General features: G+C 66.0%; 15 protein-coding genes and 2 tRNA genes. 11 read left to right on the top strand and 6 right to left on the bottom strand.

What is annotated here, in order from left to right; all coding sequences use genetic code 11:
• The first annotated feature begins 5 nt into the window (after positions 1 to 5).
• Complete coding sequence (locus AC6CH3_RS03825; protein WP_498131190.1) at positions 6 to 740, top strand: HAD family hydrolase; 735 nt, start codon at positions 6 to 8, stop codon at positions 738 to 740.
• An 18-nt stretch (positions 741 to 758) separates the two neighbouring features.
• Here the strand turns inward: AC6CH3_RS03825 and AC6CH3_RS03820 are convergent, their stop codons facing one another.
• From AC6CH3_RS03820 to AC6CH3_RS03810, 3 genes are read right to left on the bottom strand one after another with little or no spacing between them, the layout of a single operon-like run.
• Positions 759 to 989: a zinc-ribbon domain-containing protein gene (locus AC6CH3_RS03820; RefSeq protein ID WP_498131365.1), complete on the bottom strand. Its 231-nt coding sequence runs from the start codon at positions 987 to 989 to the stop codon at positions 759 to 761.
• Positions 989 to 1,666, bottom strand: coding sequence for an SGNH/GDSL hydrolase family protein (locus AC6CH3_RS03815; RefSeq protein ID WP_498131189.1), 678 nt, complete (start codon positions 1,664 to 1,666; stop codon positions 989 to 991). Before AC6CH3_RS03815 ends, AC6CH3_RS03820 begins: the two co-directional genes overlap by 1 nt.
• Before the next feature lie 50 nt (positions 1,667 to 1,716).
• Positions 1,717 to 1,914, bottom strand: coding sequence for a hypothetical protein (locus AC6CH3_RS03810; RefSeq protein ID WP_498131188.1), 198 nt, complete (start codon positions 1,912 to 1,914; stop codon positions 1,717 to 1,719).
• 171 nt (positions 1,915 to 2,085) lie between these two features.
• On the opposite strand from AC6CH3_RS03810, the gene AC6CH3_RS03805 reads away from it, so the two are divergent.
• From AC6CH3_RS03805 to AC6CH3_RS03785, 5 genes are all read left to right on the top strand, one after another.
• Positions 2,086 to 2,157: transfer RNA gene (locus AC6CH3_RS03805), tRNA-Gln, on the top strand.
• 130 nt (positions 2,158 to 2,287) lie between these two features.
• A tRNA-Glu gene (locus AC6CH3_RS03800) sits at positions 2,288 to 2,360 on the top strand.
• 127 nt (positions 2,361 to 2,487) lie between these two features.
• Entirely contained in the window at positions 2,488 to 4,275 is a 1,788-nt protein-coding gene (locus tag AC6CH3_RS03795; protein WP_498131187.1) for a dynamin family protein, read from the top strand.
• Entirely contained in the window at positions 4,272 to 5,888 is a 1,617-nt protein-coding gene (locus tag AC6CH3_RS03790) for a GTPase (RefSeq protein ID WP_498131186.1), read from the top strand. The genes AC6CH3_RS03795 and AC6CH3_RS03790 overlap by 4 nt, the downstream gene beginning before the upstream one ends.
• Positions 5,889 to 6,114: 226 nt before the next feature.
• Positions 6,115 to 7,458: an HNH endonuclease gene (locus AC6CH3_RS03785; RefSeq protein ID WP_498131364.1), complete on the top strand. Its 1,344-nt coding sequence runs from the start codon at positions 6,115 to 6,117 to the stop codon at positions 7,456 to 7,458.
• 47 nt (positions 7,459 to 7,505) lie between these two features.
• Here AC6CH3_RS03785 and AC6CH3_RS03780 read toward each other — a convergent pair whose 3' ends face one another.
• From AC6CH3_RS03780 to AC6CH3_RS03770, 3 genes are all read right to left on the bottom strand, one after another.
• Complete coding sequence (locus AC6CH3_RS03780; RefSeq protein ID WP_498131185.1) at positions 7,506 to 8,258, bottom strand: hypothetical protein; 753 nt, start codon at positions 8,256 to 8,258, stop codon at positions 7,506 to 7,508.
• A 71-nt stretch (positions 8,259 to 8,329) separates the two neighbouring features.
• Positions 8,330 to 8,881: a DUF1697 domain-containing protein gene (locus AC6CH3_RS03775; RefSeq protein WP_498131184.1), complete on the bottom strand. Its 552-nt coding sequence runs from the start codon at positions 8,879 to 8,881 to the stop codon at positions 8,330 to 8,332.
• Between the two features lie 59 nt (positions 8,882 to 8,940).
• The gene (locus AC6CH3_RS03770) at positions 8,941 to 9,660 is read right to left on the bottom strand and encodes an IclR family transcriptional regulator (RefSeq protein ID WP_043420062.1); all 720 of its coding nucleotides are present in this window, start codon (positions 9,658 to 9,660) and stop codon (positions 8,941 to 8,943) included.
• Between the two features lie 111 nt (positions 9,661 to 9,771).
• Between AC6CH3_RS03770 and leuC the strand changes: the two genes are divergently transcribed.
• From leuC to AC6CH3_RS03745, 5 genes are all read left to right on the top strand, one after another.
• The gene (gene leuC / locus AC6CH3_RS03765) at positions 9,772 to 11,226 is read left to right on the top strand and encodes a 3-isopropylmalate dehydratase large subunit (protein WP_498131183.1); all 1,455 of its coding nucleotides are present in this window, start codon (positions 9,772 to 9,774) and stop codon (positions 11,224 to 11,226) included.
• A gap of 9 nt (positions 11,227 to 11,235) precedes the next feature.
• Positions 11,236 to 11,838 (top strand): 3-isopropylmalate dehydratase small subunit, encoded by a 603-nt coding sequence (gene leuD, locus AC6CH3_RS03760; RefSeq protein ID WP_400581565.1) that lies wholly within the window; start codon positions 11,236 to 11,238, stop codon positions 11,836 to 11,838.
• 200 nt (positions 11,839 to 12,038) lie between these two features.
• Positions 12,039 to 13,364 (top strand): UDP-N-acetylglucosamine 1-carboxyvinyltransferase, encoded by a 1,326-nt coding sequence (murA, locus tag AC6CH3_RS03755; RefSeq protein ID WP_400581564.1) that lies wholly within the window; start codon positions 12,039 to 12,041, stop codon positions 13,362 to 13,364.
• A gap of 9 nt (positions 13,365 to 13,373) precedes the next feature.
• On the top strand, positions 13,374 to 14,120 hold the full coding sequence (locus tag AC6CH3_RS03750; protein WP_498131182.1) for a lysophospholipid acyltransferase family protein: 747 nt from the start codon (positions 13,374 to 13,376) through the stop codon (positions 14,118 to 14,120).
• Positions 14,117 to 15,169, top strand: a complete 1,053-nt coding sequence (locus tag AC6CH3_RS03745) for an NAD(P)H-dependent glycerol-3-phosphate dehydrogenase (protein WP_498131181.1) — start codon at positions 14,117 to 14,119, stop codon at positions 15,167 to 15,169. Before AC6CH3_RS03750 ends, AC6CH3_RS03745 begins: the two co-directional genes overlap by 4 nt.
• Positions 15,170 to 15,171: the final 2 nt, after the last annotated feature.

The raw sequence follows: 15,171 nt of genomic DNA, 5'->3' as shown, positions 1-15,171 counted from the left end.
CGGGCGTGGAAGCCGGCGTCGTCCTCGACCGCCGCTTCGGCGCGGTGGGTGGGGTCCTTTTCGATATTGACGACACACTGGTTGACCTGGCCTTCTCCATGACCACGGCCCTGCGCGACGTCAGCGAACATCTCCTGCCGGGCATGGACCAGGCCGGGTGGGAAAGGTTCGGCAGGATCTTCACACACGAAACCACGCATTACTACGACCGTTATTTGGCGGGCGAATTGACATTCAACGAACAGCGGCTGCTTCGGGGGCGTGCGGCACTGGGGCATTTCGGCGTCGACCTCGGCGAAGGCGAAGAAGCGCACAGCTGGCTCACTTCCTATGCCCGCCTCCAGCCGAGCTATGTCCGGGCGTTCGAGGACGTTCTGCCGCTGCTGGATGCCTTGGATGACGCCGGCATACCCTACGGCGCCGTGAGCAACAACGTGCATGACTACCAGCGTGCCAAGCTCGACAGCGCCGGGCTGGAACGGATCCGCAGGCTCGTGGGCACGGACACGGTTGGAGTGCCGAAGCCCGATCCTGCCATCTACCTGGAAGGCGTGCGCCTGCTGGGCAGTTCCCCGGACAGTACCCTCTATATCGGCGACAACCTCCTGCTCGACGCAGAAGGCTCGACGGCGGCCGGCCTCGTCGGCGTCTGGCTGAACCGGACGGGGGAATCAGCTCCGTACTACAAGGGACATGAGGTCGGGACCCTGCTCGAGCTGCTCGTCCAGCCGCCTCGTTGACGGCGGGCCGGGGCGTGCCTAGCGGACCAGGGCGTTCTTTTGCCGGCCGCTGATTTTGGAGCGGCGCCCACAGTTTGAGCAGGTTAACTCGTACGACCGGGACGTTGTAATGACGGGAATGAAGAACAGCGTGAATCTGGTCGCACGCTCCTCCAGATACTGCTGGGCAAAGGCCCCGCAGTGTTGGCAGGTCGCAGCCCGGGAGGGCAGTTCTCTGACTTTGGTGCTGAGGCCGAAGAGGATGAGCATCATGTGCCTTTCAGCTGTCTATGGTCGGCGATGACGGTGGTTCTGCCTGGCTGATGGCCTTGCATGGCCATGAGGGCGATGGCTCGAGCGATTTTCGCGCCGCCCAGCGAAGACGGCTCGATGGGGTTCGCATAGTCGCTGTCCTCGCTGCAGAGGAGGCGCAGGTCGATCAGGGAGATGCCCAGGGAGAAAGCGGCCCGGGTGATGCAGTCGTTGAAAATCGCAAGGGCTGTTTTGATGGTCCTGTACCCGGGCTCGTTGGCAGGAGTGTCATAGATAGTGCATAGGGCGGACGGCAGGCCTGTTGCGGCCACTGCCTTTGCCATGGCCAGATAGCCGGCAGCGAAGTCATCCTGGGCGGCGGCCAGAAGGTTCAGCGCACCTGTGACATCTCCGGCGGGCATTTGGAGGATGTCGGAGAAACCGAGGGCGTCATTGCCGCCGACGCTGATCACGAGGTGCGTAGCGTCCTCCGGCAGGAGGCGAAGCTGCCGGTCCACGCCGGCCATCACATCGCCGTCGAGAGCCAGGAGCGTGGCCTGCCACCCGTGCGGAAGTTCCCGGCGGAGTTGTGTGATGACATCCGGGTCTTCGCCCACGTACGCCTTGTTGTCGAAAATCGAATCGCCCAACAGCACTACATGGCCGGATGAGGGCGTCGCGCCCGCCACCGTCATTGGATCTCCCTGCCCTTCACTTAGCGTCCACTCAATGACTGTTGGTCCCCTTAATGACTGTTGGTCCAGCCGTAGGGGTTCGCGCCGGAACCGCCGCTGGTGCAATGGTCATAGCCCTGCTGCCATGCATCCCGCACGGCGGCGACCAGACCCGCCAGTAATGGGTAGTAGGGGTGGTCGGGCCCGATGAAAATCATCTCTTCGCGAGCCGTGTCGATGATCCTGCCGATGTCGCTCACCGTACTCATGCCGCATACTGACACGAAATTCTTCCCGTGGCGAGAGCGGGGTGACGCACCTAACATGCGGTGAGGCCGCCGCCGATTTGTGCGGGGCAAATCTCTCGGGTAAAGTAATTACTCGTGCTGAGGCGCTCGGAGCGCAGGATTGATCCTGTGAGACCGGCCCGAAAGTGCCTTTGGGATATGGTGTAATTGGCAACACTACGGTTTCTGGTACCGTCATTCTAGGTTCGAGTCCTGGTATCCCAGCTCTGAAATATCCGCGGAATTCCGCAGATTTTCGGACGTTCCAGAGAGAATTACCGATTTGGAACACTCGCTAAGTGTGTGAAACAATCACTTAGCCCGAACGGCAGAAATGCTGAACGGAAAAGTACGCGGCCCCATCGTATAGCGGCCTAGTACGCCGCCCTCTCACGGCGGTAACGCGGGTTCGAATCCCGCTGGGGTCACAAGAAAGCAGGCTCCGGGCATATGCCCGGAGCCTGCTGTGTTTAATCCGCCCTGCTGGAAATTCCGCTGGTGTGCGCGCCCGGCCGTCGCTGGCCCGCAAAATCGCTGAACTGGCATGATGAAGCTGTGACCTCATCCAACGAGCCAGCGTCGCCCAGCGGCCGGCAACAGTTCTCCGTCGAGCAGTCGGCCGGGGCTGTGGCGCTGCTTGAGGCCGTGCGCCACGATCTGGCTTCCGTGTCGTTGCCGCTGGCCCTGCCCGGCGCAGAACAAACCAGGCTGGAGATCCGCAGTTCCGTGGCCCAGCTCGAGGACTACATCCTCCCGCGGTACCGCAGCCTGGACGCCCCGCTGCTGGCCGTCGTCGGCGGTTCCACCGGGGCGGGCAAATCCACGCTCGTCAACGCCCTCGCAGGCCATCCGGTGACACGGGCAGGAGCAATCCGTCCCACCACCAGACAGCCGATACTCCTGCACCATCCGGCGGACACCGGGTGGTTTGAGGACCAGCGCATCCTGCCGAACCTCAGCCGCATCCGGGGTGTCGTGGTACCGGCCGAGGTTCCGGCCAGCCAGGCCGGCCCCGCGCCGGACGAGGCCGCCGTCTCTTCGCTGGTTCTGGTGGCGGATCCGGCCGTGCCGCAGGGCGTCGCGCTCCTTGACGCCCCCGACGTCGATTCCATTTCGGATGACAACCGCCAGTTGGCGGGCCAACTGCTGGCGGCAGCCGACCTCTGGGTTTTCGTGACCACAGCCAACCGCTACGCGGATGCCGTTCCCTGGAAGCTGCTGCTGAACGCTGCATCCCGGGACATCATGGTCGCCGTGGTGCTCGACAGGGTCCCTCCGGCGGCGGAAGCCGAAGTCAGCGAAGACCTGCGTGCGATGCTGGCCCGCGAGGGGCTCGGGGACGCCGGGCTGTTTGTCATTCCGGAAGTTTCGCTCAACCACCTCGGCATGCTGCCTGCCACCGCCGTCGAGCCTCTCAGGGCCTGGCTGGGAAGCCTGGCCGCGGACGCCGCCGGCCGGGCGGACATTGCCCGCCGCACGCTCAACGGCACCGTGAGGGCACTCGGCCAGCGGGTACAGCTGGCGGCGGAGGCCGCGGACGAACAGGCGCGGGCGGCGGGAGTCCTCGGCGACGACGTCCGTGGCGCATATCAGGATGCGCTGGGCCGGATCCTCCATGCCACCCAGGACGGAGCACTCTTGCGCGGTGAGGTCCTGGCGCGCTGGCAGGATTTTGTGGGCACGGGGGAGTTCTTCCGGAGCGTCGAACAGAACATCGGCCGGTTCCGGGACCGCATGGGCGCGTTTTTCCGTGGTGAACCCGCCCCCGCGGTGAAAGTGGAAACCGCGATTGAGACCGGGCTGCAGGCGGTCATCGTCGATGAAGCGGCCAACGCTGCCGAGGATGCGGACCGGCGCTGGCGCTCGGATCCGGCCGGCCGCCAGCTGCTCGGCACGGACGATCTCTCGGGAACCACGCCGGGGTTTGGAGATAACGTCGCCGCGGAGATCCGGGCCTGGCAGGGGAGCCTGATGGAACTGATCCGGACCGAGGGGCAAGGCAAGCGGACGCAGGCGAGGTGGCTCTCCTTTGGCATCAACGGCCTCGGAGCTGCCCTGATGGTGGTGGTATTCTCCATGACTGCAGGCCTGACGGGCCTGGAGGTCGGCATCGCGGGCGGCACGGCCGTCGTCGGCCAAAGACTGCTTGAGGCCTTCTTCGGCGAGGACGCCGTGCGCCGCCTGGCCCGGACTGCCCGTGAAGATCTCCATGCCCGCTGCCAGAGGCTGCTGCAGGGTGAACAGGAGCGCTTCCTGGAACGGCTGGCGTTTGATCAGGGCCCTTCAGCAGAAGTGCTTGCCGGCCATGCCCGGCTGCTGGCCCGGCTGGCGGACGCCGCATGAGCCGCCACGGCCTGCTCAGGGAAGCAACCCAGCTACAGACCCGGCTTGAGGCGCTGAACACTGCCCGTGAGCTTGCCGAGGGCGTCCTCCCGGATGATGTGCTCGATGAAGTCCTCCGCGTGCTGGAACGGGCAAGCTCGCGGCGGTCCCTGTCGGCGGACCACACCGTGGTGGGCTTCTTTGGGGCCACCGGAAGCGGCAAGTCGACCCTGTTCAACGCCGTCAACGGCGCAGAGATCGCGACGGCGGCCGCCCGCCGGCCCACGACGTCGGAACCGCTGGCGAGTGTCTGGGGAGTGGACGGCTGCGAAGGCCTGCTCGATTGGCTGGAGGTACGCCAGCGCCATCATGGCCAGCCCGTGCCGGGCTTCGCGGACGAATCCAGCGGCCTCATCCTGCTGGACCTGCCGGACTTCGATTCGACGAGAACCGCAAACCGCAAGACGGTGCAGCGGCTCGTGGGAATGGTGGACGTCCTCGTCTGGGTGCTGGATCCGCAGAAGTATGCCGACGCCGCCGTCCACAACGATTTCCTGGCCCCGCTGGCTTCTCACGGCGCCGTCACGCTCGTGGTGCTGAATCAGACCGACAGGCTTCCCGAAGCAGACGTACCGCTGGTGCTTGAGTCGCTTAAGGGACTCCTCGCCCGGGACGGGCTCGGGAAAGTCCAGGTTGTGGCCGCTTCGGCCCTGACCGGCGCCGGAGTGGACAACGTCCGCGCAGCGATCCGCCAGGTTGTAGCCCGAAGGGCTGCCCTGTCCCTGCGGCTCTCCGCCGATGTCTCCAGGGCTTCTGCCCGGCTGTCGGAGGCATCCGGGACAGGAGAGGCAGCAGGCGTGAAAAGTGGATCGAAGGCGCGGCTGGCGGAGGAGCTCGCCATCGCGGCCAACGTCCCGCTCGTGGTTGATGCCGTGGGACGCTCCTACAGGCAGGAATCCACCCGGAGGACCGGTTGGCCGGTTACGCGGTGGCTCGTCCGGTTCAGGCCGGATCCGCTGCGACGCCTGAACCTGCGGAGCGCCGCCAACCCCGAGGTTAACAGGACCTCCCTGCCCGCGGCCGGCGCGCCCGAACGGGCCAGGACAGACGCCGCGGTCCGTGAATTTGCCGACGCCGCGAGCGACGGCGCACCAGGCCCCTGGCGGGCGTCCATCCGGGATGCTGCCCGGAGGGGGAGGGACCAGCTCCCGGACGCCCTCGACCAAGCCATCGCCGGGACTGACCTTAAAGCCGGACGGAAGTCCTGGTGGTGGGGCGTCTTCAACGGGCTGCAGTGGCTGTCGCTGCTGACGGCCGCAGGCGGATTGGGGTGGCTGGGTCTGCTCGCTGTCCTCGGTTACCTGCAGTTGCCGGTCCCGGAGGTGCCCCGCGTCGAGGGCTGGCCGATTCCCACGCTCATGATTGCCGGAGGCGCAGTGCTGGGGATACTGCTCGCCGTGACCGCGAAATTCATTACAGCGGGGGTTGCACGTGCCCGGGCGGCCGCAGCGCGGAAACGCCTTAACGCGGCAGTTACCCAGGTAGCCGGGAAGCTTGTGGTGGAGCCCGTGGAAGTGGAAATCAGCCGCCTGAAATCCTTCAACGCCGCTGTGAAGGCGGCAGGAGCGGCCTAGGCAGTGTCCTGCTATGGCGTGGCCAGGCTGGCCACGCCCATCCCCGTCGTCCGCGTTGAGTATCTGGTGTTCTTCTTAAATGTCCGGCCCCCTTTTTGTCTGACCCCTCTGGAACACTGTGTGTATGGACGGCATTGGGGAATCCGATCTGATACTGGCAGCGGCGCCACCCGGCGCCGGCCTTGCCGGTGCCGTCGCTCCGGATGCCGCCGCCCCCAATGCCGAGATGTCCTGTGTCACTGTGGAGGACCTACTCGCCGCGGCGGGGTCGCTGCAGCTGGCCGCCGACGGTGCCGGGCTGATCGACCAGTTGCGCGGGCTGGAGGAGCTGAAGTCTGCGGTCGCCGGTTTGCAGGCGAGGATCGCTGTGGCTTTCGATGCCGCCCAGCGCCGCGCCCAGGCCGAGGTTGGGGTCCCGGTGGCGGAGCGGGGCCAGGACGTCGCCGCGCAGATCGCCCTCGCCCGGCACGAATCCCCGGCCCGCGGCTCCCGCCTGCTGGGTTTGGCGAAGGCCCTGGTGACCGAGATGCCGCACACCCTGGCCGCCTTGGAGACTGGCCGGCTGAATGAATGGCGCGCCACCCTGCTGGTGAAAGAAACGGCGTGCCTGTCGGCGGCGGACCGGTGCGCGGTCGATGAGGAGCTCGCCGCCGACACCGGAACCTTCGACGGTTCAGGCGATAGGGCGATCGTGGCCGCGGCCAGAGCCGCCTCCTACCGGCGGGATCCCCGCTCGGTCACCCAGCGGGCGAGCCACGCCGCCGCCGAGCGGTGCGTCAGCCTGCGACCGGCCCCGGACACCATGACCTACCTGACCGCCCTGCTGCCCGTCGCCCAGGGCGTCGCCGTCTACGCGGCGCTCAGCCGGCAGGCCGATACGCTGCGCTCGGACGGGGATGAACGTTCCCGTGGCCAGATCATGGCCGACTCCCTGGTCGAATGGACCACCGGCGCCCCGGGTGGGATCAGCGGGGTCGAGATCCAGCTCGTCATGACCGACCGCACCCTCTTCCAGGCCGACAGCGAACCGGCCCGCCTCACCGGCTACGGCACCGTCCCGGCAGGCTGGGCCCGCACCCTGATCCAGACAAGCGAGGCTACCGGCGGTCAGGAACCCAGCGATGGCGGGAGCACCACGGGCCAGGAACCCGACCCGGGCGGGGCCACCAGCCGCCAGGCACTCAAGGTGTGGCTCCGCCGGCTCTACACCGCCCCCGGAACCGGTGAGCTGGTCGCGATGGACTCCCGGGCACGGCTCTTCCCGGCAGGGCTGCGCCGGTTCATCCAGACCCGCGATGACACCTGCCGCACCCCGTACTGCGACGCCCCGATCCGCCACCACGACCACATCATCCCCTGGCACACCGGCGGGACCACCAGCCTGGCCAACGGCGCGGGCCTGTGCGAAGCCTGCAACCACACCAAAGAAAAACCCGGATGGAAAGCCATCCCACGGCCCGGCCCCCGGCACACCTTCAAACTCCAGACACCCACCGGCCACACCTACCACTCCACGGCACCCCCACTCCCCGGAACCAGCCCATCGGAACGGCTGCCGCGCGCTTCCTAAATGCGCGCCTCCCACACAGGGCGGACCGTAGGCAGCAATCATGGATGTCATGGCTCCGGCGATGCGGAGGCGATGGCTGAGATGCACAGTTCGCGTGCAACCTCGAGGGCTTGAACGGGCAGTGGCCAGTCCTCGATGGAGTCGAAGTAGTCGCGGACATCATCGTCCGAAACAGTCAATGCCTCGAGATCCTTTCGGTCGAGTGGGCGCTGCTCCGCAAGTGCCTCGACAATCTGAGCGGCTGATGCAATCCGGGGGTCGATTACATGACTCAGCTCATTGATGCTTCCGACCAAGCCCGCTGGAAGACGGTCCGCGATAGCCGCGAAAACCGCCAGGAGACCGATTCGAACGGGCCTGGGCGCCTGTCTGAACTCGACGGCGAGGACGTCCGCGTGATTGGCGACAGCCGTCCGGCATTCCTCTGCGAGATCCCGGTTGGGTGCGGGATCTCGCTGGCCCCGCTGCCATGCGGCAGGCCACATCCTTGGCGAGCTCGATTCGTCAACGAACGACGTCGCCCCTGCAATTGAGGCCAGCAGGATCGTCAGTTCTCCCCGCGTGTCCTTGTCGATCACAGAGTCGCCGAGCATCTCGATCAGAAAGGGAACTACCAAGGGCGTGCAGTCATACACCGTGCCCTGATGCCAGACGGTGCCCCAGAGTTCGCGCAACGCCTCCCTGCGCGTGTCGGCGTCCGTTGACTCGACGCTGCCAAGCAGGGCGGGAACATTCGTCGCCTGACCGTACGCATGGTGGTGGAGAGCCCACTGGACGCGCTCCAGTCCGTCAAGGGCCATCTGTTGCCTCTCTCAGCCGGCGGTGTCACCAACTCCAGGGGCCATGCTAACAAGGGGCTGGCAACTTGGCCTCAGGCGCAGCCGGGCTCCAGTGCGGCTGCGACGTCCCGGACCTTGACCATGGTCCGGAGGTTGCGCGTTGTAGTCGAAGCCTTGTACTTCGGCTTGGCCGAGAGCTTGCTGAACGGGCTGTCCAGGGTCCCGCCCGCCGGGGCAAGCCAGGCAGACGCCTCCGGACCCAGCCGGGTCTGTTCCACCCCGCCGATTGACTCCCCGGCGGTGAACAGCTCGTCAAGCGCTGCCGTGTCCGAGGCCAGCGTGATGTAGGTGTGAGTGGTCTTGTCGTCTGCCGGGTAGTGGCAGAGTTCCACAAGCTCCGCCACGCGGGAGGCAGTGAGCACCACCACCCAGGCGTCGTACCCAAAGGCGTCCCGCAGGCACGCCTCAAACTCCTTCTTGACCGCTTCCGGCTCCAGGTCGCTCGTCAGTACCACATTGCCGCTGGCCAGGAGCGTCTTCACGTCGCTGAAGGGCCGGGATTTGAGGGCTTCCTTGAGGTCCGCCATCTTGATCGTGATGCCGCCCACGTTGATGCCGCGGAGGAACACTGCGTAGCTCGTCATCCGCCCAGACTACTGCCAGCCGAAACCCCGGGAGCGGAGGCGGTGGGAACCGGTAAGGGTCAGTCGTTGTTCTTGCGGAGAGCCTCGGTCAGGACCCGGGCCGCGTTGCAGACGACTTCCGCGTGCAGCCTGCCGGGCTGGCGGGTGAGCCTCTCGATGGGGCCGGAGATAGAAACGGCGGCGATCACCCGTCCGGAGGGTCCGCGGACCGGCGCTGAAACAGAGGCGACCCCCGGTTCACGTTCGCCGAGGCTCTGGCCCCAGCCCCGCCGTCGTACTCCTGCCAAAACAGTGGGCGTAAAGCGGGCGGACTGCAGCCCCTCCAGCAGCCGGTCGTGGTCTTCCCACGCAAGCAGAACCTGGGCTGCGGAGCCCGCCTTCATGGACAGCTGCGTGCCGACGGGGATCGTATCGCGGAGACCGATCGGCCGCTCCGCGGAGGCGACGCAGACGCGCCAGTCGCCTTGGCGGCGGAAGATCTGGGCGCTCTCGCCGGTGGCGTCGCGCAACTGCATCAGCACGGGGCCGGCCGAGGCGATGAGGCGGTCCTCGCCGGCCGCCGAGGCGAGTTCCACCAGGCGGCTGCCCAGCACGAACCGGCCCTGGATGTCCCGGCTCACCAGGCGGTGGTGAACGAGCGCCAGCGCGAGCCGGTGCACGGTGGGCCTCGCCAGCCCCGTGGCAGCGACGAGCTGCGCCAGAGTCGTGGGTCCGGCCTCGAGTGCATCAAGCACCTGGGCCGCTTTATCAATGACACCGACTCCACTAGAATTGTCCATGTAATGATATTGCCGTCTCATTATCTGAGATGCAAATCTTTTGACTGGCGTATTACACGGCTCTGCTGTTTCAGTGGAATCAACAATCAACAGCAGTGAAGGGAGAAGGCCATGGCGAACACATTGGCCGAGAAAGTCTGGGACGCGCACGTGGTGCGCAAAGGCGATGGCGACGGCGCCAACGCACAGCCGGACCTTCTCTACATCGACCTTCACCTCGTTCACGAGGTGACCTCGCCGCAGGCCTTCGAAGGGCTGCGGCTGGCCGGCCGCAAACTGCGCCGCCCGGACCTCACCATCGCCACTGAGGACCACAACACTCCCACGCTGGACATTGACAAGCCAATTGCCGACCTGACCAGCCGCACGCAGATCCAGACCCTGCGCAACAACTGCCAGGAGTTCGGCGTCCGCCTCCATTCGCTCGGCGATGCAGAGCAGGGCATCGTGCACGTCGTGGGTCCGCAGCTGGGCCTGACCCAGCCGGGCATGACCGTGGTCTGCGGCGATTCGCATACGTCCACGCACGGCGCCTTCGGTGCGCTGGCCATGGGCATCGGCACGTCCGAGGTGGAGCACGTCATGGCCACCCAGACGCTGTCCCTGAAGCCCTTCAAGACCATGGCCATCAACGTCGAGGGCACCCTCCGTCCCGGCGTCACGGCCAAGGACATCATCCTCGCGGTGATCGCCAAGATCGGCACCGGCGGCGGCCAGGGCTACGTCCTGGAATACCGCGGCTCGGCCATCCGGGCGCTGTCCATGGAAGCCCGGATGACCATCTGCAACATGTCCATCGAAGCCGGCGCCCGCGCCGGCCTGGTGGCCCCTGACGAAACCACCTATGCCTACATGAAGGGCCGCCCGCACGCGCCCGAAGGCGCTGACTGGGACGCCGCCGTCGAATACTGGAACACGCTCCGCAGCGACGACGACGCCGTCTTCGATGCCGAGGTGGACCTCGACGCCGACACGCTTGAGCCGTTCGTCACCTGGGGTACGAACCCTGGCCAGGGTGTCTCGCTCTCGGACAAGGTGCCTTCCCCCAACGACTTTGGCGACGAGAACGCCAAGGCGGCGGCGGAACGCGCCCTGCAGTACATGGGGCTGGAGGCGGGAACGCGCATGAAGGACATCCGGGTTGACACAGTCTTCCTGGGCTCCTGCACCAACTCCCGCATCGAGGACCTGCGGGCCGCGGCAGACATCATCCGCGGCCGCCAGAAGGACCCCCAGGTCCGCATGCTCGTAGTGCCGGGTTCCGCCCGGGTACGCCTCGAGGCCGAAGCCGAAGGTCTGGACCGCGTGTTCAAGGACTTCGGCGCGGAGTGGCGTTTCGCCGGATGCTCCATGTGCCTGGGCATGAACCCGGACCAGTTGGAGCCGGGGGAGCGCTGCGCGTCCACCTCCAACCGCAACTTTGAAGGACGTCAGGGCAAAGGTGGCCGGACCCACCTCGTATCGCCGGTGGTCGCAGCAGCCACAGCCGTGCGCGGCACGCTGAGCTCGCCGTCGGACCTTGATCCGGCACCGGAATCCGCAGCCCTCCAGACCGACGCAGCCTAGGAAGATCCCATGGAAAAGTTCACTACCCACACCGGAATCGGCGTCCCGCTGCGCCAGAGCAACGTCGACACCGACCAGATCATCCCGGCTGTCTACCTCAAGCGGATCACCCGCACGGGCTTTGAGGACGCGCTGTTCTCGGCCTGGCGGAAGGACCCGTCCTTCATCCTGAACCAGGCGCCGTTCAGCGCCGGCTCGGTTCTTGTGGCCGGTCCGGACTTCGGCACGGGCTCTTCCCGCGAGCACGCCGTCTGGGCGCTGAAGGACTATGGCTTCAAGACCGTATTGTCGTCCCGGTTCGCCGATATTTTCCGCGGCAACTCCGGAAAGCAGGGCCTGCTGGCCGCCGAACTCGCCCAGGACGACATCGAACTCATCTGGAAGACACTGGAGAATGCCCCGGGCACCGAGGTGACGGTGGATCTCGTGTCCAAGACCGTCACCTGCGGCAACCTCGTTGCTCCGTTCGCGATCGATGACTACACGCGGTGGCGGCTGCTCGAAGGCCTGGACGACATCGGCCTGACCCTGCAGCACGAGGAAGACATCACCACCTACGAGGCCACCCGGCCGGCCTTCAAGCCGAAGACCCTGCCGGCCAGGCTGTCCTAGAAATTCTTCCCCAGGCATACTCTGGGGCCAGCGTGGCAGTGAGGCCCGTCGCATACCATGCGGCGGGCCTTAACAGTGCTCCCCGGGCCATTGCGCTTGCGGCAGAAGGGGCCGTATTTCGGTTCGGTAACGCAAGCTCATATGCTTAGCTGGTGCCTTTGTAAGGATTTGGGGGCGAGTAGTCGTGAGGAAACCGGTAAATGAGTAGTGTTCTGACAATCCGCGGAGGCGTCCCGCTTACTGGCCGTGTCCACGTCCGCGGTGCCAAGAACCTTGTACCCAAGGCCATGGTGGCGGCGCTGCTGGGCAACGAGCCGTCAGTGCTCCGGAACGTTCCGGAAATCAAGGACGTCGAGGTTGTCACCAGCCTGCTTCAGCTCCACGGCGTCACGGTAGAGAAGGATCCCGTCAGCGGTGACCTCACACTGGACCCGAAGGACGCCAAGACGGCGCCCAGCACCGCCATCGACGCCCACGCCGGTGATTCCCGCATCCCGATCCTGCTGTGCGGGCCGCTGATCCACGCCATCGGAGAGGCCTTCATCCCCGATCTTGGCGGCTGCAAGATCGGTGACCGCCCCATTGACTTCCACCTGGATGTACTGCGCCAGTTCGGTGCGGTCGTGGAGAAGCGCCCGGGCGGCATTCACATTTCCGCGCCCAAGGGACTCCACGGAGCCAAGATTTCCCTGCCGTATCCCTCGGTCGGCGCCACGGAGCAGGTCCTCCTCAGCGCGACGCGTGCCGAGGGCATCACGGAGCTCTCCGGCGCCGCCACCGAGCCGGAGATCGTCGACCTGATTGCGGTGCTGCAGAAGATGGGCGCCATCATCAGCGTCCAGACGGACCGCACCATCCGCATTGAAGGTGTCCGTGACCTTGGCGGCTACAACCACCGGGCACTTGCTGACCGCAACGAATCGGCCTCCTGGGCGTCCGCTGCGCTGGTGACCCGCGGCGACATCTTTGTTCAAGGTGCGTCCCAGCGCGACATGATGACTTTCCTGAACACCTTCCGCAAGGTGGGCGGCGGCATGGACATCGGCGACGACGGCATCCGCTTCTACCACCGCGGCGGCAAGCTCTCGCCGCTGGTGCTTGAGACCGACGTGCACCCCGGCTTCATGACGGACTGGCAGCAGCCGCTCGTGGTGGCACTGACGCAGGCCGAGGGCGTGTCGATTGTGCACGAGACCGTGTACGAGAACCGCTTTGGCTTCACCGACGCCCTGATCCGCATGGGGGCCAGCATCCAGGTCCACCGGGAATGCCTGGGCAGCGTGCCGTGCCGCTTCGGGCAGCGGAACTTCCGGCATTCAGCCGTCATTTCCGGCCCTATGCAGCTTAAGGGCACGGACATCGATGTTCCCGACCTCCGCGGTGGTTTCAGCCACCTCATCGCCGCCTTGGCAGCGACGGGCACGTCCCGGGTGACAGGCATCGACATTATTAACCGCGGTTACGAGCGCTTTACTGAAAAGCTGGCAGGACTCGGGGCCGACTTCGACATCACTTCTGAGAAGTAGCGTGGCCCGGTGAAGGAATCGGCGAAAAGCCACATCACATTTGTGATCATTGCCGGGATCGCCCGGCCCCTGCTGAACTTAATGATGAACAAGAAGTGGGTAGGCACGGAAAAACTTCCCGTCGGCGGTTTCATTGCCGCGCCCAACCACTGCACCGAGATCGATCCCATTGTGATCGGGCACATGCTCTACAACCAAAAGCGGGCACCGCACTTCCTCGCGAAGGCCGGGCTTTTCAAGGTACCGGTACTGGGCAGCGTGCTCCACGCCGTCAAGCAGATTCCGGTGGAACGCTCGACGGCGGGCGCGAACCGCTCGCTGCAGCTCGCCAAGGAGATTGTGGCCGAGGGCGGGGCGATCGTTATCTATCCGGAGGGTACGCTGACGCGCGACCCCGACCTCTGGCCCATGAAGGGCCACACCGGTGCCGCGCGGCTGGCGCTTGAGGGCGGCATCCCCGTCGTGCCCATGGCCCACTGGGGTGCCCATGAGGTCTTCCCGCGGTATGCCAAACGGTTCCACCTTTTTCCGAGGAAAACGTCCAGGATCCTGATCGGTGATCCGGTGGACCTCTCCCGCTTCGAGGGACGGCCTAGGGACAAGGCCACCCTCATGGAGGCCACCGAGGTCATCATGGATGCCGTTACCGGCCTGCTTGCCGAGCTCCGGGGAGAGCAGGCCCCTGCCAAACGCTGGGACCCTGCCGCGCACAACCAGACGAAGCACGGCCGCGACGTTGAGCGGGGTGGAAAATGACGCCTGGGCAGGTCCGGACCGGCTCCGCCCTGTCGGTGGCGGTCCTGGGCGCGGGATCCTGGGGTACCACGTTCGCTAAGATCCTCGGCGATGCAGCCACGGCCTCGGGCGCCGATCGCCGCATCCGCATCTGGGGGCGCCGCCCGGAGGTTGTGGAGCAGATCAACAGCCTCCACCGCAATCCCCAGTACCTGGCCGACGTCGAACTGCCGCCGAGCATTTCGGCGTCCACGGACGTCGCGGAGGTGCTCGCAGGGGCCGATCTGGTGGTGCTCGCCGTGCCGGCGCAGTCACTGCGGCTGCAGCTGCGCGAGTGGAAGGGCCTGCTGGAGCCGGACGCCGTGGTGGTGTCCCTCATGAAAGGCCTCGAGCTGAGCACCGACGCACGCATGAGCGAGGTCATCCGGGAGGAGCTGGACATCCCGGATGACCGCATTGCCGTGATCTCCGGACCCAACCTGGCCATGGAAATCGCGCGGGAAGAGCCCACGGCTTCAGTTGTGGCCTGCGCGGACTCCGCAACGGCCGGCTGGATCGCGCGGAGCTGCACTGCACCGTATTTCCGCCCCTACACCACCTCAGATGTCGTCGGCGTCGAAATCGGTGGCATCGTCAAGAACGTCATTGCCTTGGCCGTGGGCATCTGTGAAGGAAAGCAGATGGGGGACAACACCAAGGCCTCGGTCATCACGCGCGGGCTCGCCGAAACTTCCCGGCTGGCTCTCGCCCTGGGCGGCGAGGCGCAGACCATGGCCGGCCTGGCCGGTCTGGGGGACCTTGTTGCCACCTGCTCATCGCCGCTTTCGCGGAACCACACCGCCGGCCGCCTGCTCGGCCAGGGCCTCACCCTGGATGAAGTGGCGGAAAAGATGACCCAAACCGCCGAAGGCATCAAGTCCGGCCAGGCAGTCCATGAACTTGCCGGTAAGCTCGGTGTCGAAATGCCCATCACCGCGGCCGTGGTCGCGGTGCTGGCCGGAAAATTGTCCGTTGACCAACTGGGGCCGCTACTGCTGGCCCGGGAACTGAAACCCGAAGGCGATTACTGACA

The sequence above is a fragment of the Arthrobacter sp. GQ119 genome (assembly GCF_059759125.1).
The sequence above is the reverse complement of the archived record's forward strand: the minus strand, read 5'-3'. Positions and strand labels throughout refer to the sequence as shown.